At 46.7% G+C, this 24,724-nt stretch carries 17 protein-coding genes; 7 read left to right on the top strand and 10 right to left on the bottom strand.

Annotated features, from left to right (window positions below; translation table 11 throughout):
- The first annotated feature begins 191 nt into the window (after positions 1–191).
- Complete coding sequence (locus tag NSQ20_RS23325) at positions 192–1,220, top strand: hypothetical protein (protein ID WP_076318803.1); 1,029 nt, start codon at positions 192–194, stop codon at positions 1,218–1,220.
- A 79-nt stretch (positions 1,221–1,299) separates the two neighbouring features.
- Here the strand turns inward: NSQ20_RS23325 and NSQ20_RS23320 are convergent, their stop codons facing one another.
- The 5 genes from NSQ20_RS23320 to NSQ20_RS23300 all read right to left on the bottom strand — a co-directional run bounded on the left by NSQ20_RS23320 (position 1,300) and on the right by NSQ20_RS23300 (position 11,806).
- The gene (locus NSQ20_RS23320) at positions 1,300–2,019 is read right to left on the bottom strand and encodes an SDR family NAD(P)-dependent oxidoreductase (RefSeq protein WP_076252755.1); all 720 of its coding nucleotides are present in this window, start codon (positions 2,017–2,019) and stop codon (positions 1,300–1,302) included.
- Between the two features lie 174 nt (positions 2,020–2,193).
- Positions 2,194–7,164 carry a discoidin domain-containing protein gene (locus NSQ20_RS23315; RefSeq protein WP_340030979.1) on the bottom strand — a complete coding sequence of 1,657 codons (4,971 nt, stop codon included), beginning with the start codon at positions 7,162–7,164 and terminating at the stop codon, positions 2,194–2,196.
- Between the two features lie 254 nt (positions 7,165–7,418).
- Positions 7,419–7,652, bottom strand: a complete 234-nt coding sequence (locus tag NSQ20_RS23310; RefSeq protein ID WP_338708986.1) for a helix-turn-helix domain-containing protein — start codon at positions 7,650–7,652, stop codon at positions 7,419–7,421.
- A 122-nt stretch (positions 7,653–7,774) separates the two neighbouring features.
- Positions 7,775–9,838: a family 43 glycosylhydrolase gene (locus NSQ20_RS23305; protein WP_340030978.1), complete on the bottom strand. Its 2,064-nt coding sequence runs from the start codon at positions 9,836–9,838 to the stop codon at positions 7,775–7,777.
- 33 nt (positions 9,839–9,871) lie between these two features.
- Positions 9,872–11,806: a carbohydrate-binding protein gene (locus tag NSQ20_RS23300; RefSeq protein WP_340030977.1), complete on the bottom strand. Its 1,935-nt coding sequence runs from the start codon at positions 11,804–11,806 to the stop codon at positions 9,872–9,874.
- A gap of 905 nt (positions 11,807–12,711) precedes the next feature.
- Between NSQ20_RS23300 and NSQ20_RS23295 the strand changes: the two genes are divergently transcribed.
- Positions 12,712–13,071 (top strand): hypothetical protein, encoded by a 360-nt coding sequence (locus NSQ20_RS23295; RefSeq protein ID WP_036617491.1) that lies wholly within the window; start codon positions 12,712–12,714, stop codon positions 13,069–13,071.
- 34 nt (positions 13,072–13,105) lie between these two features.
- Positions 13,106–14,944 (top strand): exosporium glycoprotein BclB-related protein, encoded by a 1,839-nt coding sequence (locus NSQ20_RS23290; RefSeq protein ID WP_340030975.1) that lies wholly within the window; start codon positions 13,106–13,108, stop codon positions 14,942–14,944.
- A gap of 180 nt (positions 14,945–15,124) precedes the next feature.
- Here NSQ20_RS23290 and NSQ20_RS23285 read toward each other — a convergent pair whose 3' ends face one another.
- Both NSQ20_RS23285 and NSQ20_RS23280 read right to left on the bottom strand, forming a co-directional pair.
- Positions 15,125–17,086 (bottom strand): AraC family transcriptional regulator, encoded by a 1,962-nt coding sequence (locus tag NSQ20_RS23285; RefSeq protein ID WP_340030974.1) that lies wholly within the window; start codon positions 17,084–17,086, stop codon positions 15,125–15,127.
- A 113-nt stretch (positions 17,087–17,199) separates the two neighbouring features.
- Complete coding sequence (locus NSQ20_RS23280) at positions 17,200–17,553, bottom strand: DoxX family protein (RefSeq protein ID WP_076328164.1); 354 nt, start codon at positions 17,551–17,553, stop codon at positions 17,200–17,202.
- A 140-nt stretch (positions 17,554–17,693) separates the two neighbouring features.
- Here NSQ20_RS23280 and NSQ20_RS23275 point away from each other — a divergent pair, with 140 nt between their 5' ends.
- Together NSQ20_RS23275 and NSQ20_RS23270 are read left to right on the top strand one after the other, a co-directional pair.
- On the top strand, positions 17,694–18,080 hold the full coding sequence (locus tag NSQ20_RS23275; RefSeq protein WP_076328163.1) for a helix-turn-helix domain-containing protein: 387 nt from the start codon (positions 17,694–17,696) through the stop codon (positions 18,078–18,080).
- Positions 18,081–18,101: 21 nt separating this feature from the next.
- Positions 18,102–19,139 (top strand): FAD-dependent oxidoreductase, encoded by a 1,038-nt coding sequence (locus NSQ20_RS23270; RefSeq protein WP_076328162.1) that lies wholly within the window; start codon positions 18,102–18,104, stop codon positions 19,137–19,139.
- A 154-nt stretch (positions 19,140–19,293) separates the two neighbouring features.
- On the opposite strand, the gene NSQ20_RS23265 is transcribed toward NSQ20_RS23270, so the two are convergent.
- Positions 19,294–20,061: an ankyrin repeat domain-containing protein gene (locus NSQ20_RS23265; RefSeq protein WP_340030973.1), complete on the bottom strand. Its 768-nt coding sequence runs from the start codon at positions 20,059–20,061 to the stop codon at positions 19,294–19,296.
- Between the two features lie 65 nt (positions 20,062–20,126).
- Complete coding sequence (locus tag NSQ20_RS23260; RefSeq protein ID WP_340030972.1) at positions 20,127–21,098, bottom strand: phosphotransferase; 972 nt, start codon at positions 21,096–21,098, stop codon at positions 20,127–20,129.
- A 377-nt stretch (positions 21,099–21,475) separates the two neighbouring features.
- On the opposite strand from NSQ20_RS23260, the gene NSQ20_RS23255 reads away from it, so the two are divergent.
- Entirely contained in the window at positions 21,476–23,284 is a 1,809-nt protein-coding gene (locus NSQ20_RS23255) for an AraC family transcriptional regulator (RefSeq protein WP_340030971.1), read from the top strand.
- Between the two features lie 68 nt (positions 23,285–23,352).
- Positions 23,353–23,940: a DUF1629 domain-containing protein gene (locus NSQ20_RS23250; RefSeq protein ID WP_340030970.1), complete on the top strand. Its 588-nt coding sequence runs from the start codon at positions 23,353–23,355 to the stop codon at positions 23,938–23,940.
- Between the two features lie 156 nt (positions 23,941–24,096).
- On the opposite strand, the gene NSQ20_RS23245 is transcribed toward NSQ20_RS23250, so the two are convergent.
- Entirely contained in the window at positions 24,097–24,648 is a 552-nt protein-coding gene (locus NSQ20_RS23245; RefSeq protein ID WP_305955673.1) for a TetR/AcrR family transcriptional regulator, read from the bottom strand.
- Positions 24,649–24,724: the final 76 nt, after the last annotated feature.

Genomic DNA, 24,724 nt, shown 5'->3' with positions numbered 1-24,724 from the left:
AGTTTTATGTAGATTTCTGTCGAATAATCCTGAAAGCAACGGAAAGGAAAGGTATGATTATGAGCAGGGTGAAAGGGGAGGGATGAAAAAAGAGGAAAGGAATGAAAAAACGGGATCGGTAGTGGTTCATCCAGGCGATCTTGTTTATAATGGAATGAATTGGAACTATGGATGGAAAAGGGGGATTATCTGTGAGTGAGTTATGGCATGCTTCAATACAGGGGGTTCCATGGAATGCCGAAAAGATGCACCAGGCGGTGCATCTGTTGCGTCGCAGAGCAACGGTTCATTTTCGCGTTGACGCGGATACATACGAGGACCTTGCCGAGCTCGATGCCAAAGTATTCTTTGCCCGGCCGGATCTGATTCTACACATATCACATATGGACCCTAAAGGGGTATATTCATCCGGATTTTTGGGGCGACTGGCACAGTTGAAACATGTGTCTGCCTTGCAGCTTGATCTTTCGCAGGCTCAGGATTTGACGATACTGGGTGCGATGGAGCAACTGCAGTTTCTAAGATTGAATTCACCTGCAAAGGCAACCGTGCTCGATTTTATTAAACACTACAAACGATTGACCTTTCTTGAACTGCGTGGCAAATTCAACGGATTTGCTTCCATTGCGGCATGCCTCCAACTGCATACGCTCATTCTGAACTGCACGGTCGAAAGTGTTGATGTGTTAGCGGAATTGCCTATGCTTCAGTATCTATCCCTGGATCACTGTGAGTTAAAAGGGGGACTAGATGTATTGACACAGTCGACCATCTCGATGTTGAAGCTCAGCTCTGTTCGCAAACTGACGAGTATTCAGGGACTCGAACAGATGCGCGGGCTGGAATATCTGCATCTGTCCTTGCCCAAGCTGGAGCAGTTATGCGACTTTTCCCATATGACCTCTCTCAGACAGCTCGAACTGGACTATATGAAATCGTTGCGGGATACGACACATCTATGGACAGCCCATGCTTTGGAGTCTATTGAACTGAAAGAGATGAATACGGCACTCAAGGCGGATTCGTTTGCTGGACTAACCGGGCTGGAGCATTTGCTCCAAATCGATTTTCGTTTTATTGATGTTAACAAAGGACGGATTGCAGCTATGCGTGATCACCTGGACAAGGCCGGAAAATCCCATTTGTTATATGAAAATATCCCTGAGCATGAACGTCTGGATTCTATAGGTATTGCGCACTTATCGCATGTATTAATGTAAACGGGCGTCTGTCCAGCGTGTGTATACAGAGCGCACCCCGGTGAACGGACCGATTGAGGCGTGTAGATGTCATTGCTATCTAGGTGTTCGTATCCGTTAAGGCGGGCATGTTGATCTCTTTTACGCAGGCCGCTTTGGACAAGCTGATGATGCATCGAACGATGGCGACCATATCCTGCAGGGGAATGCGGGTCCCATCATACTCGGCCAGTGCACGTTCCATCCCGTCTTCATACGGAATTTCTGCCGCCAGTTCTCCCGGGTTGATGCATGTCACCGCGATGCGGTCATTTCTCGTATGTTCTCTTAGAGCTTCCGTAATACCCCGTATGGCAAATTTGGAGGCGACAAAAGAAACCTGGCTGCTGCCTGCATTGCTCAAACCGGCTGTTGAACCAATCAGGATGATCTTGCCTGCTTCAGACTGGCGGAGCTGAGGCAGTAAAGCCTGTATACATACAATTGTAGAAGTCACATTCACATGGATCAGCTGACTGATATCTGCGGGTTCATCCTTATCAAACGTGTAGTGCTCTTCAAATCCTTCCTTTTCCCAGATCCCCACGTTATAAATAAGCACATCCAACGTCTCGCCTTGAAGTTGGCTGGCAACTTGCTCTGCGGCCTGAAGCTCGGAAAGATCAGCCTGAATCCATATTCGCTCGACGCCATCCTCCACGGACAGACTTTCCGGCTTGCTGCGGGAGACCACCCAGACCTTATCACCGGATTGTGGCACACCTCTGACAAATGCATCGCCCAATCCCTTGCTTGCACCAAAGACAATTATATTTTTCAAATAAAGCCCTCCTTATCGATTAGAAATTAATAATATTTACATTAATCTATATCTTACTATAAAGGTGATATATGGAACATGAAGTTTACATGAGGTATGCTTCATCCTTATCAAGAAAAACCACCTCTGCCCCGCAAGGACGGGAGAGAGATGGTTGGAGAGATCATGATGACATTAATGGTAAAGTTTTAACTCGGCGATGGACCACCACCACTCGGGAGTGTCCGCGGTCAATGCAATTTTGATGTATCGCGCCGTTTGTCTGGAGAACGTATGTGAGATGACAGGTCCTGTTCCCAGTGCTTCCGTAACCCCTTCCCAACGTTCGCCATCATCAGAAGTGAAAAACTGGAAGTTGCGAGCATAATCGTTGCTGCTGCTGCCTGAGTCCATTGTCAAGCGGCTGAAGCTCTGCTTGCTTCCCAGATCAATCTGGACCCATTGATTGGCATGTTGACCAGATGAAGAGGTCCAGCGTGAATTCAGATCGTCGTCGAGCATCGCCGCAACATCTTCAGAGGTGGAGGCAGTCGCTGTCCATGATGTTCGATCCAGTTCAGCAGGTAGCAGATGATCCTGTTCCCCGGATATCCAAGGTGTCTGATCAGCGGTATAGACCTCTAATTCAGCCACGGACCACCAATGAGAATCGGTACCCGTCTGTACGACCTTAATATAACGTGCCTCATGCGGTGTAAAAGCGATAGAAAGTAGCGCATCTGATCCTTCACCCGAAGCCAAGGATTTTCCCCAATGCTCTCCATCCAGAGAAGTATATATTTCATAACCGCGAGCAAAGTCTTCCCGGCTGTGCGCGCTGTCCAGTACAATCCGATTCACTGGCTGCGAGGCTCCCAGATCAAGCTGAATCCATTCGCCGCCTGTTTGAGTCTGACCGGAGGTCCAGCGTGTTTGGTCCGAGCCGTCGAGTATAGCCACTGCATCGTCTCCGAAGGAAGCTGTCACGGACCAGCCATCTGGCAGCAGCCTCTTTTGTTTGCCCGTTCCATTATGATGAACAGACAACTCGGAGATCGTCCACCATTGATCGGAATCCCCGATCTGCACCATTTTCACATAACGTGCTTGCTGTTCAGGGAAAGTGATGGACATGCGTCCAGGCGTGCCTTCGCCGCCCGCAATGGATGTGCCCCAGTGTTCACCGTCATCCGAGACATAAATCCGATACTGTCTCGGATAGTCTTCTTTCGCATGGCCCGGGTCCAATTCTATGGCATCGAAAAAACTCTTCTGGCCGAGGTCAATGGTAATCCATTGTCCTTTGGTTTGCTTCCTACCGTTTGTCCATAGTGTATCTGAACTTCCGTCCAGCATGTTGGCTGTAACATCTGCTCCTTGAGTAGAGGAGGCGGTTACGATCCATGAAGAGCGATCTGGAGGCGGTACGGGCTGTGGGAGCTCTGGTGTTGCTTCAAGCTTGCCAAATCGGGCAAGCTTGAGTTCAGAGATCGACCACCAGCTGTCTGCAGAGGAAGTCAATACAATTTTGACATAACGGGCGGTTTGCATGCCCAAATCAACGGACAGACTTGGAGATGTTCCTGCTCCCTCTGCGATAGGCTCGCTCCAGTTCTCGTTATCTTTGGATACGTAGATTTCGTACCCGTGAGCATAATCACCGCCGTTGTTGCCGGAGTTCATGAATACCGTATCCATAGTCTGTTCGCTACCCAGATCGATATGCAGCCAATCGCCGGGCTTCTGAATCTGTCCGGATGACCAGCGTGTAGTCAGATCACCGTCCACCATGCGCTCTACCGGCTCCGAACTGGAGGATGTCGTAATGGTCCATTGGCTCCGATCGAGATAGACTACACCCTGAGAGGCATCCGGCTGTTTAACGACGGAATGTTCCAGCGGGTTAACCTTTACTTGCGCTTTGGCATACACGGTAGCCGAACCCAAAGCGCCATGGGCATTGTAGAAATGAACGGTTTTGACAGTGTCGGACGGATTCCAGATTTGAGCTGTATAGACGCCGTCTTTTTCATACACGGTTGCTGCCGGATCATCTGCCCATATATCCATCGTGCGTGTTCCCGTAGAAGCCATGCTGTGCATGAACCAGTACGCGTTAAAGACTTCATTTTGCTGCATCTCGCTCGTATTCCATTTGGCTAGAGCACCTTGCGGGTCTCCAATGGACTGGAATGGCCAGATAATATGCTGCCATGTGCGCTCCTGCTGACCACCCAGGTCCTTAATGAGACCATTGTAGAGAGCCTTAGTATTCTGCGGATCACGTCCATAATAGGTCATCCATTCCGCTGGCGGCAGCCAGTGAATACCGTAAATATGCTCCGCCTCATTAGAGAAGTACGTTCCATACAGGTAGGCGCTGCCGTACACATGACCTACCGTAGCGTGTTGGTAATCCTCCAGCCAGTTATCCCCGTCATAGTTAAACCAGTATTGCTCAGCAGCTTTCTCTTCGGTCATGAAGCCCCAGATCCCGGTGTCGCGATAGGCTTTGTTGCCTGTCACCTCACCCCACATATATTGGCCGACCCAACTAAAGAGCGCTTCTCCTGCGGCCTCCTGGTTATTCCCGCTGCGATTATCGGCGTAACCACCTGCCCAGGAGTGACCAGCGTACGGATCAAAATTGCGAAGCCATGGAAACTGATCATCTGTCCGTGAAGGATTGGCATAGTCCCGAATCAGAAGCTCAACCATGTCGCCGTAATCTTGCAAGAATGTTTTGTCATATGTGGCCAGTACAGCCGATGCAAAAACGTAATAACCGTAGGTGAAATGATGATCTGTCAATCCGGTATTAACACCAAATCCGCTACCGTAAGGGAAGATGGTTCCCCATTCATCCGAATAATAAAAATAATACGAGTGCAAAGGTTCGTCCGGCGAATAGGTATACCAATCTGTCAAAATGGTTCGAAGCAGGGACAGATAGTTGTCTCGTCGTACCGTATCTCCTATCTGGTCGCTGATGAGCACACCCAGCGCAAGCGGATGAAGCTTTTTCCCTTGCCAGTAAGGATCCTCGCTCATCAGATTGCCTGCCGTATCCGCGTCAAGCTGATCCAGATAGCTGATTAATTGTGCACGCGAGTAGGTTGGATCATCTGGCTCCACAAATTGCGGAATAATTCCATAGAATCGATCTTGTGTCGTAAACGTATTGCCTTCACTTACTTTCATCATGCCGCGAATGGAAGGGTAAGCAAGCTCCGTAACCGGAGTAGTCGCTAGTTTCCATTGGTGCGGCAACAAGGCCATCAGTGTCTCGGAGGAAAAGCCTGCCCGCTTCGTCCGGGTTACCGAGTTGAAGGTAGTCGTTACCAGTGAAGTGCTCTCATTATAATTGTAGTCCACTGTTGTATCGGTTACAAAGGCGTAGGCATGCCGGTAATAATAAGACAGTTCTGCCGCGGACGGCAGGGTAGCCAGTGACAGATAGTTTTCGCTCTGGCCCAGCTTGATTTTGAGCGTATTGCCAAGTTTCATAAATACGGTTCCTTCAGGTGCAAAGATCCCGTAGTTTCTTGTAAAGGTCTGAGGCGTGGGCGCTCTGTCCTGATTGGTTACTTCAACACCGATATGATCGGCCGTCAGCGATTCTCCATCATTCAGAACAATTTCACGGTTCTGATCATCGAAGAGACGTGTGATGTTGGGAGAACGAACAATAATGGTATCCGGGTTATCGAAGGTGTTGTACAGGAAAGGGGAACCTTTGACAAACGTGGTATTCATTTTGGCTGTGTCATCATCGCTCATGATGATCGTTGCGGAATAATCCCCATATCCCGCCACCTTGGTATTTACCTGCGCCGGGTTCATATTGCTGGTGCTCATGATCAGATCCGGTTCACCGTCAGCGTCCATAGAACCGCCATCAGCCGAAACGTAACCAGCTCCGGGATTCAGAAGTTGAAGTCCTTGTTTGGTATATCTGCTTTTAAGCGGGAGTGTGACCAGACTGTTGCCATCCCCCAGATCGGATACAAGAATAGACTGCCACCAGTCATTGGAAGGGAGGGGCGCTGTGATGTCAGCCGTGCGATTTTTCGGGTTTTTCGGCTGCAGCATGGTGATGTCATTTACAGCGTAACTGCCGGAACCCACCTTTACCGAGGACGGTTCAGGGATATTCGGAATTGTATGCACAGGTTTGGCATCGCCTTCGATATACTCGTAGACGTCGAATGCGTACAGGGAGTATCCGTTGGTTGTTCCTCTGCCAAGTCCGGCTAATTTCACATACCGTGCTTCGGCGTATACCGGAATCTCATCCCGTCCACCGTCGCTGTGCAGTTCCCGGTATAATGTAGTCCACTGGTCTGCATCATTTGATACTTGAATATCGTATGCACGTCCAAAAGCGTTTTCCCATTGTAGGGATACGTTCCCGATTTCCCGGATTAGTCCAAGGTCTACAACAATCCATTCCTGATCCTTGTAGATGGAAGACCAGCGTGTATCCGGACGGCCATCCGTTACATTCCGTGCTTCGTAATTCCCTTTTTCCATTTTGGCTTTATCCTCGGCTGAACGGCTGGGCTCATCAATTTCTTCCGAAGACGCTGTAACCGGTTGTCCTAGTGCAAGGTTCATTGCTAATGGTTTGGGAGGTGGATTTGCTCCGCCCGTCCCATATACATTGAATTCGTATACAGAGACGCCATAGGCTGGCTGTGCTCTTTGATGACTGAACAAGCGCACATATCGTGCCTCCGCTGTGACCTCAATTTCTGTCAGGTCGCCTTGCCCCTTCGTTGTCGAGTAAACAGACTGCCAGTTGACCTCGTCGTTGGATACTTCCAGATCAAAGGCGGAAGCATACGCATTTTCCCACTGGATGGAGATGCCCGAGATGGAGGCCACCGTGCCTAAGTCAACATAGATCCACTGCGGATCTTGCTGCCATATACTTTCCCAGCGGCTGTTTTTGTTGCCGTCAACCACCAGATCTGCCGTATTGCCGCCCAGAGATGAGGAACTGTACACAGGCCGGTTCAGGGATAACAGATGATGTTCCTCATCTGCGGCGTTCACTTTTGAGACCGGCCACAGCGGGATGCTGCTAATCAACAACAGAACAGATAACAGCAAGTTCATGTAGATGTTGCGTGTTTTTCCTCTTTGACTCGTTCGTACCTTCATATGACTACTCCTTTGTTAGCCCTTGCCATCTCACCAGACAGAGCTTCTCTTCTTCTCTTACTCGCTACCGTATGTATCATTTTGTTTCCCGTGTTGCTTTTGTGAGATGTGAATCCAATGCTCAACACGGGATATTCAGGTGCCCCATTTTGTATATCGATCATTTTGTCTGGAATATAAAGGTTTTTTAATCGTTTTCGTGGAAAAAGAGACATATGTCCTACATAATGTATGGGGAATGTGCAACTGTGAAATCAAGATTCGGAATCGTTGTTCTCCAATAATACGATATCTTCGCCCCGTTGTTGCCTGAGAGCAATATTGTCCCTCCCCCAAGCACACATGACATCCACGATGGTGTTGGCGGTAACGCCATATTCTGTAAGTCCATATTCTACTTTGGGAGGCATCTGTTGGTAGACATGTCTGGTGACAAGGCCGTCCCGCTCCAGCTCGCGCAATTGTTGAATTAACACTTGTTCCGGGATTTTTAAAAGTTAAAAGCTGAAACTCTTCATAAGAAATGTACTGAAAAGGACCTGGCTCACACATGGTGGAGTTCCAGGTCCTGGTCAATAAACGAAACATTAGTAACCGAATAAAACTACATTTATTCTACGCGGAAATAATCGAAATCTGCATATCCTCCGGTAGACTTCGTTGCATAATTGAATAGTGCAAACCGGTATCCCATAAAGTGTGGCAGGGTGTAAGACATTTGAAGTGTATTGCCAATGGTTGTCCAGTTGCTACCATTCAGGCTATAAGCAAAGTAGGCTTTGTCGGTTTGGTTCGTAAAATCACAGATGACGCGTAGATAGATTCTGTTCTGGTTTAATGGCACAGTTGCTACTTCAGTCATGGTGCCGGAACTGGCATTAGCCATAACGATGGATTTGGTGCTGCCCGTCATTTTTACGCCGACAAAACCATATTTCGCCTGAAAAGCAGCGAGTCCAGCATAATCACCATCCTTCATGCCGGCTGTATCCAAAGCGGTCATCCCTGTGCTTTTTGGACCAAAGGTTCGTTGTGTCAGCGTGTTGCGGGCTTCTAACAGGTTTTTGCTGAGTTTGCCTGCGGTTAACCGCATGAAACCGGGCCGCTGGAGCAGGGACCAGTTGGCAGCATCAGGGTTATGATTCCACTGCCAGAAAGTAGCGAGACTGGATGTACCGGAAGATGAATTGCTCGTCAGGGAGACGTCATCCACATAAAACGCCATCAGATCATTGGTCGGGTCCGGATTCGAGTTATACGGTGTTTCCACAAAAATAAAGCTTTGGGACAGGTCTGCATTCGACGGAACGGTATACGTACCTTGAATGGTACCCCACTGTCCGCGGGTTAACGTCGCACTGCCCATAATGGTAATTCCGGTATAACTTGCACCGTTCTGGATGCTAAGATTGAACGTTTTGGTTGCAGGACCAGTAGTGTATTTGATCTTTGCCGAAAAAGAGTACGTTCCTCCCGATACCAGCTTGCCTGTAACCATCTGTTTGGCTCCGCCTGCTGTCTGCTGTCTGCCGCTGACGAGCAGGCTTTTTGTACCGCTGAACGCTTCGGCATTCGTTAAGTTGATGGTTGCCGTATTGTTGCTGGACCAGGGCTGAATGCTGCTTTCCTCAAAGCCGCCGTTCACTATCAGTTGCGTTACTGAGGGTGTGCCTGATGTGGTTGCGTTGAACTCATCCGACCCGTAGATTTTGGCAGCAGGCTGACCTTCAACGGGCATATTCATGGTAAGGGGAACCTTGCCGTTCACCCCAAACACAGGCCAGTTATCCGACCACGTCACTGGAACGAGATAGGGGATGCGTCCAATGGCCCCGCTATCACGAAACAGCAAGCCGTACCAAGCGCCGGATGCGGTATCCACGATGCCTCCTTGGGCGATTCCCGAGTCTCTGAGTACAACTTTACCTGTGTATGGACCAGTCAATGTGTTTGCACGATAGGCAAGCTGGATGCGACCATCACCCGAAGGCCATGCAATCAGGAATACATAGTACATGCCATTGATCTTCTGAATGTGTGCTCCTTCTGCCTTTACAATCATGTTGGAGCCGGCAACACTGCTTGCGTTTGGAATCAGGACCTGATTGAGCCCGCCGGATTTAACGGCCTTGGCATCAGGTGTCAGCTCAACGATACTGATGTTATCACTGCCATGAACAAGAAAGGTTCGATTCCCGTCAAACAAAAGGGAGGGGTCATGGTAATAACTGTTCAATGTGTAAGGTGTCCATGGCCCTGTTTCAATATTGCTGGTTTGGTAAATATACGTCTTGCCCGTGGAAAGCGAGCCAAAGGCCACATAATATATACCGTTGTTGTACCGCAAACTGCTCGCCCAGGAACCACGCCCATACTCGTTTTGTCCATTGTTCAGGTTCTGTATATCCCCGTTTCCAAGCGTATCGTATACATAGTTTACGATGCTCCAGTTGACCAGATCATAAGACTTCATGACCGGGACTCCCGGATTCATATGCATCGTTGTGCTTGTCATATAAAATGCATTGCCCACCCGAATGACGTCACTGTCAGGAACATCCGCGTAAATAACCGGATTGCTGAACGTTGCGGCTGAAGCAGCGGGACTTGTCCAAGGGAATGATGTTATAAGCAAAGGAAGAGCGAGTAGAAGAGCACTGATTTTTTTCCACATATTCTATCCTCCCAATCGATCATGTCCTATGAATTAAAGCGAGTACTCCAGATAATCAATGTAAGCATCCCAAGTGCCATTATCCGTTGTTACGACCAGCTTGATTTCCTGATTGCCTGTAGCGTGAGTGATGCCGGTGAGGGTTTGAACGGTCGGCTCCGTTCCCGTGAAGTAGAAAGAACCAGCGGTTACACCCCCGATGACCAGATCAACACGAGCTGTATTATTGTTGTTGGAAGCGCCGCGAACAGAGAATTGATGGGTTGGGAATGCAAAATATTGATTGTATGCTGCATAATCATTGTTCCCGTAAAGAGCGACTCCATTAAAAGGGGAACTGATTACGCCAGCGTATTGGCCGCCAAGCGTCATATTCTCGGCTTCGTAACGGGTAACGTTTGGATTAGGATTAGGATTTGGGTTAGGGTTGCCGCCCGAACCGGATGTGAATTGCCAGTAGTCCAGTTTGAACAGATTTCCATTGCCTGAGCCTGTAAACACCAGATACAAACGATGTACACCCGTTGCGTTGGTTACATTCGTCTCCATCTCGCGCCAAGTTTGCGAACCGCCGGTTGAGCTTACATTAAGTGTTCCAGCCAGAGGACCTGTCGGACTGTCCAGTCGTACCTCGATGTTGCCATTTCCGGTAGAAGCGACATTGGCCTTGAACTTGGAGGCTCCAGCTGAGCCGAAATCAACATTGCCGACCGCGATCCAATCCCCGTTATGAATATTAGTGACATTCTGATTGGCTACAGGTCCACCGCTCGCTTGACTCGGTTCAGTGTTAATTCCTGCTTGCCAGCCAATGGTTTCGGCTTCCACGCGGACATACGGGTTGAGGTTAGTGGTCTGAGGTACACCTGTCATATTCCCCTGAACTTCCTGGATTGTTCCATCCGCATTATGTGTCAGTTTGTTGATATGTGTGGAACGGTACCCTTTACCATCACCGAGGAATGCCTTGCTTACCGTTTGCGCATGGTACGCCACATACCATTCGTTGTTGAATTGGAAAACGGCATGGTGGTTATTGCCGCCTACACCGAAGAACGTGCCGGGATTTTTCAGAAAGTGTCCTTTATACGTGAAAGGCCCCATCGGGCTGTCGCTGACCATGTATCCGATCTCACCTTTCGGATATGCAGTGGGGTGTGTTCCCGCGAAGTTGATGCAGTAGGAGTAATAATATTTGCCGTTATACTTGTGGATGCCAGAATCTTCGAACATATAAGGAGAATCAATAGTCACAGCACTGCCCACCACACTGGTCATGTCGGCACCGAGACGAATGACCCGAGCTGTTTTGGGATTGGCAATGGAAGCAGCATTGGTATCGTTCGGGATGCCGCCTCCAGCATACAAGTAAGCAGAGCCATCATCATCGACAAGTACAGCCGGATCAAAGAGCCAGGTTACGCCAGACATACCCGGTGTACCGTGAGTCAGGAGGGCACGACCAATTGGATCGGACCACGGTCCAATGGGGGAATCAGCCGTGAGTACGCCAATACCTCCACCCGAGTTGGCAAAGTACAGGAAAAACTTTTCTTTGCCAGCAATGGTTTTCTTCGCCATGGCAGGAGCCCAGGACTGAGTAGCCCATTTGGCAATTCCTTGTCCATTATTGGCATTATTCGCACCTGCTACAGGGATGGAACCATGGTCTGTCCAGTTCACCATGTCAGCTGAGGAGATGACGTTAATTTTCCCAATCGTGCTGTACTGGTTCTCTCGGACAGAGCCGTCACTGTTGTACAGATATGCATCACCTGTCATGTAGACATAGACCCGATTGTTATGGACGAGCACATAAGGATCAGCTCCCAGTTTATGATCGATGAGGGGATTAGAGTTTCCAGGAAGTTTGGCAACGGCTGCATTGGCTGCATGGCTCGATTCAACGGGCAGGGTGACAAAGATTAGCAGACACGACAACAACAAAACTAGCGGTTTACGAATCATACGTTTCGCCTCCATGAGATTGGATTAGTTGGTGAGCTGAAATTCAGAATAACTGAGATGATGAAATGTCGAAAAAACGAAAAGATTTTCCTCATGTCACCCCCTTCTTGAAATAATGGTTAGGTTGGCTGTTAGGTTAAGTCTTCATGTTGTCATATATGGTTTAAGCCAGACAACCTGTGCACCGGGTATGTGGTCACGGCAGCAAGGGGAGTGGCTATAACCCGAAGTAAGCCTGCATCTGTGGGTGCGATTAGAAAAGCTATAATCTGTCAGGTTTCTTTTTGTAATCGCTTTCAATAAAATGGGTTAGAACACTGAAATTTGGCGAAGAAAGAGGTTTGGTCACATTTAAATGTAATTATCTTTCATATTTTCTTTTAAATGTTTATTAACTTGACGATATCATATCACAATTTTAAGATAATACAATCTTTTTCTATTTTATTAGTAGAGGATGAAGAAAGTGATTATTCTATGTGTTTAACATTGGGCTTGATGGTAAAAATACTATCTCGTATTCTATAAAACTACACTTTCAAGCATAGCTTTACCCGGCCAACAATTAGATACGAGAAAAAGACGTCTTAAGCTGTGACCGTTTCCCTGGAATCTAACGGGGGAACGGTCATTTTCGTTTTTTTCTGGAATCGATCCTGGTTATATAACAAAGTCTACTCTTACTTGCTGACCAACTTTGACATTGCATAATTTCTTCTCTTTGTTGTACATATTCCAGTTTTTGTATAGCTAAAGCCCTGAGCGTAGAAGGTTGTTAAGTGATAATGGTGGGGTGCCCCCTGTGTTTTGTCCACACCGTTGATTGAGTGTTTGAATATTACTATCTAGTGAGCTTATGCCAAATACTGCTAGAGTCAGAGGTTCATAAAGGTGGGATGGGAAAAATGGCTATTTTGTCAACTGGGCCGATTGAAAACAATCCGGTTTCCGGGGTTAGACCGACCCAACAGGTAACGATTAGATTGGTAAGTCGGGCTGAGGTGGACTCTGTAACAGTATCCATTCAGGGGTATGTGCTAAGCACAACAAGAACGCTGTATGTGAGTGAAGTAATCAGTATTGCTCCTAATGAAGCAGTGACCAGAACTTATTTTGCAGATTTAGCTGCTTTTGAGTTTGTTTTTGGAACAGACGTGGAAGGTGTGGAGGAAGTAGGGATTTCAGTGTGGGGCAAACAAGCCTCTGGGCAATTGGTAGATGCACACCGGGTGGTGGAGCACGAAAAAACAGTTAATGACATCTAGGAGATCAGAAATCCCCAAAAGAGGAGATGTAGCGATGAGCTTTTTATCAACAGGGCCAATAGAAAATAATGCTGTTAGCGGTGTAAGGCCGACTCAGACAGTTACAGTCAAAATTGATAACCGTAGTGATGTGAGTACCTCAACCATACAAATACAAGGGTATTACATGAGTGGTGGAATGAGGGTTCTGTATGTCAGTGAGTCTTTTGACATCGCACCTAATCAAATAGTAACCAACAACTATTTTGCCAATTTAGATGCCTTCGAGTTTACTTTTACAACAACAGCGACGGTTAATGATCCTGTGCAAGTATCCGTATGGGGTAAGAGCAGCACAGGCGCATTGGTAACAGCCCATCGTTTGGTTTCTTCCGAATTGCTGGGTGAAACCCCAAGCATCAACGGAGCTACAGGCGCAACTGGGGCTACGGGGGCGACAGGCACACCAGGGACAGCTGGAGTGACAGGTGCAACAGGAGCACAAGGCACAGCAGGTACAACGGGAGTAACCGGAGCAACAGGCACAGCAGGTACAACGGGAGTAACCGGAGCAACAGGCACAGCAGGTACAACGGGAGTAACCGGAGCAACAGGCACAGCAGGTACAACGGGAGTAACCGGAGCAACAGGCACAGCAGGTACAACGGGAGTAACCGGAGCAACAGGCACAGCAGGTACAACGGGAGTAACCGGAGCAACAGGCACGGCAGGTACAACAGGTGTAACCGGAGCGACAGGCACAGCAGGTACAACCGGAGTAACGGGAGCGACAGGCACAGCAGGTACAACGGGAGTAACGGGAGCGACAGGCACAGCAGGTACAACCGGAGTAACAGGAGCGACAGGCACAGCAGGTACAACGGGTGTAACAGGAGCAACAGGCACGGCAGGTACAACCGGAGTAACAGGAGCGACAGGCACAGCAGGTACAACGGGAGTAACGGGAGCGACAGGCACAGCAGGTACAACGGGTGTAACAGGAGCGACAGGCACAGCAGGTACAACCGGAGTAACAGGAGCGACAGGCACAGCAGGTACAACGGGTGTAACAGGAGCGACAGGCGCATCAGGTACAACCGGAGTAACAGGAGCGACAGGCACAGCAGGTACAACGGGTGTAACGGGAGCGACAGGCACAGCAGGTACAACGGGTGTAACAGGAGCGACAGGCACAGCAGGTACAACAGGAGCAACAGGAGAAACAGGCGTACCAGGTACAACGGGAGTAACCGGAGCAACAGGCACAGCAGGTACAACCGGAGTAACGGGAGCAACAGGCGCATCAGGTACAACGGGAGTAACCGGAGCAACAGGTACAACCGGTACAACCGGGGCTACGGGTGCGAGTGGTTCTGGAACAATTATTCCTTATGCATCAGGACTTCCCGTTGTGTTGACTACAGTTTTGGGTGGACTTTTGAATACTTCCAGTTTAGTTGGTTTTGGCAACAGTTCTACCGGAGTAAGTGTTAACGGAGGAATTATTGATCTCACAGGCGCTGCAGGCACATTGCTTAACTTTGCTTTCTCAGCATCGCGTGCAGGAACGATTACTTCACTGGCCGCTTATTTCAGCACAACAGCCGGACTTAGTTTGGTTGGATCTACAGTAACCTTAACTGCACAATTATTCCGATCCACTACACCTAATAACTCCTTTACAGCTGTACCGGGTGCATTGGTAACTTTAGCTCCTCCACTGACCGGCATTTTGGCACTGGGTACAATATCCAGCGGGGTGACTACAGGACTGAGTATTCCGGTATCTGCCGGTGACCGCCTGCTTATGGTGTTCTCAGCATCAGTAACAGCCGGAATTGATGTGGCTACAACGGTAGCGGGATATGCAAGTGGCGGCCTTACCATCACTTAACGGAAAATGGGCTATATAACAAGTTTAAAGACAGGGACTCTTGCCAACATGGTGAGAGGTCCCTGTTTATGTGTGTGCTTTTGTTTTCAAACTCTCTTCAAATGAAAGATAAGGACTATACAAAAACATAAAAAGACGAGGATTGCTCCTCGCCTCGTACATACCGTGGCCTACTCAATTTCACTCTGTTTTGGTTAGGCTGTCTACGACAAATTTAAGTTGGGCTTCCAACGAAATTGGGTCACTAAACACGAAGCCACGGCTTTCCTCGCGATAAACGTGATTATTCTGGACAGCAGGGAGGTTATCCCAGATAGGACCTTCAAAAACGGAATCTCCACTCTCATCACCTGTCCATCCACTTACAAAGATATAATCTCCTGCATATTGTGGTAACAATTCAAGTGATAACTTGGCCCAACCTTTACCGCTATCGATGGCTTCCTTCTGGATCATCGGCGGTGCCTTCAGGCCGAACTCGCCATAAATAATATCTCCACCTCTACCAAAGCTCCCGTAGGCATAAAATTCTTTGGCACTTCCCGTATCAAAAATCGAAACCGTGCGATCACCTACCGCTTGCTCCACGAGTGGTTTATATTCAGCGATCTTAGCATCCCACTCTGCGATCCAGGCCTTCGCTTGCTCTTCTCTACCAGTCATCTTGCCAAAATCCATCAATTGCTCCCTTAGAGGTATTCCATATTCAACAGCGACGGTCGGCGCAATTTTGGACAGCTTTTCGATCGTTTCAGGGTCATTCCAAACGACAATTAAATCCGGCTGCAACTCCATGATTTTCTCGTAGGGTACATCGTTACCGATGTTGACAACGTCATCGAGCTTTCCTTCTGTATAACTGTTAAAGGACTCATCACCAGTTCCAACAGGCTTAAGGCCAAGAGCTAGCAAATGACCGGTAAAGGCTCCTGCAACCATTACTACCCTTTGAGGTTTTTTGGGGATTTGTACTTCACCGTTAACCGCAGAATAGGGTATCATCTCCGAGCTTCCGTTTGTGGTGTTACTGATATTACTCTCTGCACCTACAATTGGACTTTGCGTACTGCCAGTGCTTCCATTCGTGTTTGCTGGCCTGGAACATGCGCTAACCAATAGAGTTAGGCACAACAGTAGGGTAATTCCTACAGGTAGTTTGCTTCTATACATCCGTAAATCTCCTTTTTCGCTATGTTGATAATGATTATCATCTCTGATATCAATATAACGACGGAGTTTACGCGGAGCAATGGATGATCGAAGCCTAAGGATAGGACGATAAGAACCTTTTGTCACTTGTCCGGACTCATCCTTGAATTGCTTTGGTGTGACTCCCGTATGTTTTTTGAACATTCTTATAAAATAGGATACATCAGCATATCCGACGCTTGCAGCGACTTCTTGCAGAGATAACTCGGTCTTTTGCAGCAGCGTTACTGCTTTGTTCATCCTAATACCGATTAAGTAATCGATTAGACTTGCGTCAGTTTCACGTCGGAAGTACTTGGACAGATAAGGGACGCTGTAATGGAATGTATGAGCGAGGGTTTCCCGCGTCAGCGGCTTGGCGTAGTGCTCCTGCATATAGCGAATAAGCTGAGAAGCAAGGTTAGGCCTAACAATGCTTACCTGCTGTTGATCCATTTGTCTGAGCAATTCATATACAAATTGATAGAATAGTGTTTTGGTATGGAGTCGCTCCAAGCGTCCCGGTTTATTCCACTCGCCCAGCATTCGCTCAGTGATTTCGTAGAGGATGGCAGGATGATATGGAATAAAACCGTACTGGAGATGGAATGGCAATGGTTGATCCGGTTGTTGAAGTGTATGCTGCTTGCCAGGCAGCGGTAAGGAGGCTTTATAGAAAATCAGGTAATAATGAAAGGATTCGTCCGTTAGGATGATGTCCAGACGGGTGTTTTTGCCCCCATGAAGCATATAAAATGGTTTGGTAGCATGCTCATTTCCGTCTAAGATCACGGTTGCATTGCCATTCGTTACGTACAAAAAGGCGCTGGCAGGGAACAGGTAAGGACGTACGCACTCGTCGGCCTGTATGACAATATGTCGTACATCCATGATTTTGAGCGATGCACAATTCCAGATGAGTATGTGTTCTTGTACATTCAAGGTTGCTTTCAATAGAGAGTTGTCTTCCTTCCATGAGCTGTTGAAGCCAGCCTTTTATGTGGTGAGGTTATTATATAATAATATTAGTGGCTTTTTGTCACTTTCCAGAACGTTCCCCGTTTCCTTTATAGTCTTCCAAAGGCTACGATCAACGCAAGAACTATAAAAAAGATATTTACGCCGAGCTCCCGGTACTCTTTACGCCGAATATGAAACAGCATTCCAAGCAGTGTAACAACAGCCAAAGCGATTGCGGCGATCGGCGTAAGCACCGGAGTGATGTTCAGTGCCCAAGGCAAAACAAGGCCCAGCACTCCGAGTAGCTCCGCGATACCGATCAAAATAACTAGACTTTTTGGCACATCATTGACCCAGGCCCAGGTCTTTTTTGACGACTCGATACGAATGGTTTTCATCCATCCTGAATATATGAAACCTAGCGCCAATATAAGTTGTACGATCCATAACGTTACATTCATCTTTTCTTATCCCCTCACTTGCTCGATTTTAATATCTGCCTCTATACTAAAGTGAGAAGGCCCAATCTGGAAGTAGGCACTTAAACCTAACCAGGTAACCAAAAGTATACCCGGGTATGGTCAGAAAGTGAGGAATAAGAATGACGGTATATTGCAAATTCGGAACGGCCTTGGATATCCTCACGGGTAAATGGAAATCTTTGATTCTTCTACGACTGCTGAGCAACGGTACAATGCGGTTCAGCGAATTACAAAAAGCCATTCCGGATATTTCAAAAAAAATGCTTACCCAGCAGTTAAAAGAACTGGAGTATCACGATATTGTGCATCGCGAAGTATATGCCCAAATTCCGCCTAAGGTCGAATACTCGATTACGGAGTACGGACAGCTTATGAAACCTGTGCTCCAGACAATGAGCGACTGGGGAGCCGGCCATATGCAGCATATGGAGAAGCTGTATAACGAAGAAGACGAAAAAGGAGCACACCCATCCGAACCACGGAAAATCGATTCCTTGGGGGGATAGGGTGACAAGGGAGAGTTAGTTTTGAATAAACAAAAAATTGTGATCATTGGTGCAGGGATTGTTGGGGCGTGTATGGCCTATCATCTAGCCAAACGAAATCAAGATGTAACGGTTATTGAACGGCACTCAGCCGCGGCGCGTGAAGTCACAGAAAAATCATTTGCCTGGATACATACGACGCATAGAGTGGCTCTTGAATACTGGCATTTGTACGATGCAGCTGTGGAAGAATATCACACACTTCAGCAAGAGTTGTCCGAACTGAAAATTCATTGGCATGGTGCGCTAACTTGGGACACCCCGCCTCTAAGGGAGCAACACTTTCAAAAATTAACCCGGGAGCAGCTTGAGGCATTGGAGCCCAATCTGAAGGAATATCCGGATGAAGCCATGTTTGTCAGCGAAGAAGGTGCGGTGGACCCTATAGCGGTAACCGAGCTGTTGTTGAGCAAAGCGCAAGAGTACGGAGCAAAGATTCAGTTCGACACCAACGTTACACAGCTGAAGCAAGCGGGTCCCCGTCTGGTTGGTGTTCATACATCCAAGGGTTTTGTGGAGTCGGATGTTGTGGTATTGGCCGCAGGAACAGGTACACCCGAACTTTGTAACCCGTTAGGTTGTCACGTGCCGGTAACTTCGTCACCTTCAATTCTGATTCGGATGAAAACTGCTAATAAACGGATACACACATTAATCTCCAATGCGCAATTTGAAGCGCGTCAACTGACAGATTATACGCTGCTGGCTGCGGAAGATTATATCGACGAGTCGGAGGAAAACGGACCACAGGCGGTCGGTAAGCGAGCTTACGACACATTGCGTCGCAGTCTCAAGCACGGAAATCAACTGGAACTGGAGAGCATAAAGGTTGGATGGAGACCCATGCCTGAAGACGGTTATCCGATTGTGGGCTTCCATGATCACATGAATGGACTTTATCTGACGGTAATGCATTCTGCAATTACGCTGGCGCCGCTGATTGCGAATCTGGCTGCAAGTGAAATTATTGATGGCAAATCAAGAAATGAATTAGACCCTTGCCGCCTCTCACGGTTCTAGGGTCACTCCACAACGAAAAGGACATCGCTCAAGTGGCGATGTCCTTTTCGTTGTGGATATTTGTTGGAGTCTTCTATACTTCCCCAGTGGCCACCGGATTCTCCTCATAACTGTATTCGCAGCCACTGGCGAATGGCAATTCCATGCTAGCTTTTCATCTACCTGTGTGAATCTCGTTAGCGGATTTAGCACCTTGACTTTCAAGCCACGGGATCAGTTCAGCTGAAAAATTACGTTTTGCTGTGTCCAGTGGAGTCATTCCATCCCAGCTGGCTATCCAGTTCAGTTCGGCGCCTTGGTCAAGCAGGTATTCGGCTGTTTCTCTTTGACCTCCATGGCAAGCACACCAGAAGGCAACGGTTACTGCATCGGGCGGAGAAGGGGAGGTGGTTGTTCCCCAAGGATAACGTTCCGGGAGTTTGGCTCCTTTAAAATGTTCTTGTATGGCGTGAATATCTCCAAGGGCGGCGGCATGCCAAAGGGCAAAGATCGCACCGCGCTCAACCAAGCGCCATGCTGCATTCCATTGTGCAAAAGCAATAGCATCGTCCAGCGGCGTGCCACCGGCGATCACCGCGCCAGGCGTTTCAATGTCTGCGCCAGCATCAAGAAGGGCATCGAGCACTTGAACGTCATTGGAGCTTGCAGCCCAATGCAAAGGTGTTTCAATATTTGGACCGACAAAAGGAGCGTTCACTTCCGCACCGAACTTGGTCAATACTTGCACGGTATCCGCTCCATTAGGGAAGTGCCCCGGCCAATCCGTCACCACGTGTAGCAGCGTTCGAGAGATACTGGAGTCTGTATCTACGTTGTCAGGCTTTCTTTCCAATATTCTTATGTTTGCCAATCCCGGATTCTCTGCCAGCAGTTGCTCTAACGTTGGAATATCTCCAGTGTGAATGGCTTGAATAACGCTCACTGCAAGTTTTTCATCTTCGTGAATAAACTCCATGCTCAAATCTCCTTCCAGGCTTATATCCATATTCATGAAAGCATCTGAACTGCACATCTGGCATGATACTCCGCGAGCCCCCTAGCGAATTGCTGATCGGGGAATTGTCTATGAAGCAGTTTCAATCCTCCTGATATCAAGGACAAGTGATGGCAAAATCGATAAAATGTCATCCGCTCCGGGTCGAGATCGTTATTTTTTACGTAATGATAAAAGTCTCCAAATCGAAACTCCAGAAAGCTATGCTCATGTTCGAGATCGAAGAATCCTGCGCCCTCAATATCAATAAGGCATGGTTGCATAGCATGATCTATCCATATATGATCCGGACCTAACTCTCCATGAATGAAACTATAGAGATCCCTAGGTTGAATTGCTGCTTCCAATTCGTAAAGTTTCTCAAGCAACCTTTCGTCATTTTTCCTTATATCTGTCATGTGTTTGGATGCATAGGATAAGGCTGTTTCGGCATCTAACCGCTGAACTTGGTAGCAAGGCCCAGCCTTTTTGCTGTTATCGTTGGCGTTTCCATAAACGTTTCTTTGGATTCCATGCATATTAGACAACATATCCCTGATCCGTTGAAACAACTCATCCCGATCTTTGTGATTTTTATGCTGGAAATAGGCTTCGGCTTTCTGTCCATCCACATACTCAACAAGAGCAAAATCATAAGAGCGCTGGTCTCTATCGTTATTTAGATCATACAAGATTGGTGTTCGAATTCCATGTTGAGCGAGAAAGCGAGTATTCAAAGAGAAAAGTTCGCTGCCATAGGAACTGTGGAAAGTGGGTTCATTCAAGATCTCTTCCTGAAAATAGTTGCTGGAAATATCCCAAACGTACAGCATACAAGTGAAACCATTCGTGCAGTCAATTTTGTAAATGACTTTTTGTGCGCCTCCATGTATTCTTGCGCTCTGCGTTATGAGGTAACTGGCACCAAATACATGTTGCACATAATCCTGTAATTCTTCACGAGTAAGATGGTTGTTGGACATCATCGACTTAAGCTCCGTTTCAACTGTATTTTGCCGGCCAGCAACCTAAATATATAGAGTATTTTCCCAAAAATATAGACTGTTTCTTTTCGATCTGTTAAAGTGTTGATTAAGGTCTGTATATTCATATGTATATCAAAGTAAGGGGTCGGGTACTCACGTTAGTGGGTGATCCGGCCCCTATTTTGCATGCAAGTTGACTCTCTATTGACTATATATGACCAATGATTTTAAGGAGCTGGGAAGCCATCTTACATTTCAATGAACATCTTTTATTATGGAACAAGGCATCTATTAAAATAATGGATATTCGCCATATAACTATGCAAAGGAAGGAGGTACTTCACTCCTACCGATTCCCTGCGAGCTGTTTCTTATACATGGTGCGTGGCAATGCTGTTATACGGTTGGATGGAAAAGATCATCAGGTCTCACGATTCCATGTTTTGCATGGTGGGAAGGGCTGTTGCCTGAACATTTTGCCTGTTGAAGAGTTCCTTGAATATTATATGATTTATTACAAAGCCATCATCCCGCTGCCTGAACGTCAGGATATTCTGGCCTTGATGGAGCACCGTAATCCCTTCAAGCTTCAATACGGCTTTGCACCTGATCAGCCTGTTTCCTTGTTAGGCAAAGTACAGTACATGATGACAGCTTGGGAAGAGCATGAGGCACTGGAACAGTTCCATGTAAAGTCATTATTTTATCAATTTGTATACGAGTTGTTATGGCAAATCCACAATGGGCGCGTGCCAACAATAAAGCCAGACCTGGTTGCCCAAATGAAATATTATATGCAGGAACACTATGCTGAACCCATTACAATGGACTTGTTAGCAGAGCTTATGGACAGCAGTCCACGTCATTTATCAAGGCTATTCAAACGCCAGACTGGTTATAGTCCGATTGATTTTGTCATTCAAATCCGGATGAACAAAGCGAAGGAACTGCTGCTTGCTACAGATGCTACTTTACAGGAAATTGCCAAGGCTGTTGGTTATCCGGATGGTTATTATCTTGCTAAAATATTTAAAAAATATATGGGGATTGCACCTATTCGTTATCGTAAGCAGCATGAAAGTCCTAATGTACCATCGACTGTGGCACGATTAGGCATTGTACAGGATCTAACTTCCTTATATATTGATAATGATTATCATAATCAGCATATATTTGAGGAGGAATTATTGATGTACAGAAGTAGAAAGACACCCTTGGCTATCACATTATTACTTTGTTTAAGCCTATTGCTTAGTGCTTGTTCAACTGGTGGGGCAGGAAGTCCGGCAGCCAATGAAGGTTCTCAGAAGCCAACGAATCAGGTATCGGCCAACAACGCTAACAATACAGATACACAATCTCAAATGAAGACCGTAACCACCATAAAAGGTGATATTGAAGTACCGGTTAATCCACAACGAGTGGTTGTCCTGTATCTAATGGGTGATTTGCTTGCTTTAGGCGTAAATCCTGTGGGGATTTCTTCTATAGAAGAAGGAGCGGCTTTTGCGAGCGAACTGGAAGGTGGCACTTCATTAGGAGCATTTAAGCCGGACCCGGAAGCAGTAACTGCGCTTAATCCCGATCTCATTATTGTTACCAATGAAGAAATCTATGAAGGACTTAAAATGATTGCCCCTACAGTATATATTCCTTATGACTTGCCAGTAGAAGAACGTATGAATTTGCTTGGTGAAATTCTGGGTAAAGAGGGACAAGCTCAGGAAATGTTAGATAACCTTCACAAAAAGGTTGAGCAAAGCAAGGAAAAACTTGAACAAGCAGGTATTTTGGATAAAACCGTCACAATAATGGAAAGTAACAAAGGTTCCATGGCTGTAATGACAGGCTTGGGTTATGGCCGGGGGTCGCAGATTATTTATCAATATTTAGGGATGAAAGCACCTGAAGTCTTGCAACGTGAAATTGAAAATGCAAGAAACGATGCTACAAGCAAGGACGTTTCTTATGAAGTATTACCTGAATATGTGGGTGATTATATATTCCGTTCTTCCTTTGAAGGAATGGTTGATCTGTCAGACAATTCAATTTGGAATAACATCCCCGCAGTCAAAGAAGGACGTCTGATTGATATGAGCTTTGGTTTATTTTTCTACAACGATATTTATTCGTTAGACAAACAGCTTGATTTTATTGTGGATAACTTGCTTAAAACCGCGGAGTAATTGGAGGGGCCGCTTAACCTGTATAATTGATTGAAAGGAACTTTATTTGGAAAGGAGACATCATTCTTTTGAACTATTATTTTCTGGAATCTCAATATCCACGTAGAGGGTTTATTAGTGGCGGAACAACTTTCACTCCCCAATTAGATATTAATTATTTGGCGATAGAGAATCCGTTGCCTGAGGGGACAACGGCAGAGGTTGAGCTACTGTCTACGGTACGCAACCTGAACGTAGATTATTTTGAGACGATCACAGGAACGAGACACGTATCAGATCGTTTTAAAACGCTGTTGGAGGAAACGAAAACAAATATACAGTTTATTCCGACAACGGTCTGTTACCACGACGGTCGTGCGGTTGAAATAACCTATTGGACTGCACATCAGCTCGATCGTTTGGATGTTTTCGATTATGAACGTTCGGAATATGGGCGCAAAGCGGTCATTGCTGCATCTGTACAACAGCCTCCACGTAAGATCGTCAAAGTTGTATCTCAAATCTGCCTTCATAAAGAGCGAATTGGCGAGCATGAATTTTTCATGCTGGATTATATCAATATCTTCAAACCCATTGTTTCAGAAGATTTTTACGAAGTATGCCGAAAACATAGGCTGAATCTGAACGTTACAGAGGTCGGAAATGTAAGCATCTAAAATGCTACATGGATATAATGGAAGCACAAAGAAGCCCACACAAAACGTGGGCTCTTTAGTCTTTATTTTTCCCCGGTAGCCACCGGACTTTCTTGTGTATTTTGCTAGGCGCGGGTCAGCTGGCTTAGCTCCCTGATCTATGCATCAAGTTTTCCTTTAACGTATAATCCAATTGATATAGTCTTGTATCATTTCTTTGCTTCGTGTTCTATTTATCTTATCCGGCTCTAGATACAAATTGAGAGCCATCCCATTCATAAAGGCATACAGTTTTTCTTGTTCCTTCTCTTCATCGGTTGTACGCAGAAGACCTTCATTTTTCAAGTACATGATGCAGTTCTTGATTGCGTTTTGCAGGTCCTCATAATTGGCGTCGAACCCTTTTTGCGTTTTTCCATAGCTTACAAATGCAAACCAAACCTCCATTTCCAATAATGTTTGTTCATCCGTCGGGACTAGTTCGAGCAAGTATTCAACAATTCTTTCTTGAGGCGCCAGTTCTCTTGCATTCAGATTTTTTATTCGAGTAAGTACCTTTTCCTTAACTAACTCAATTGCAAACGCTAATAGACTCTCTTGTTTTGAAAAGTAATGTCTTAAAGCGCCTTGTGATAATCCGGCCTCCTTCGCAATCGTTCTTGACGTTGCATGATGAATGCCTTTCTCACTAATGATTTTCCAAGTAGCTTCAGCGATAATATTCTTCATCTTCTCATGGTCCACGATTTTTGGCATACACACAGAATATCATATTATTTAACTCAACTGAAATAAATAGACGATG

The organism is Paenibacillus sp. FSL K6-1122, assembly GCF_037977015.1.
Classification (GTDB): Bacteria; Bacillota; Bacilli; order Paenibacillales; family Paenibacillaceae; genus Paenibacillus; species Paenibacillus amylolyticus.
This window is presented reverse-complemented; position numbering and strand designations above follow the sequence as displayed.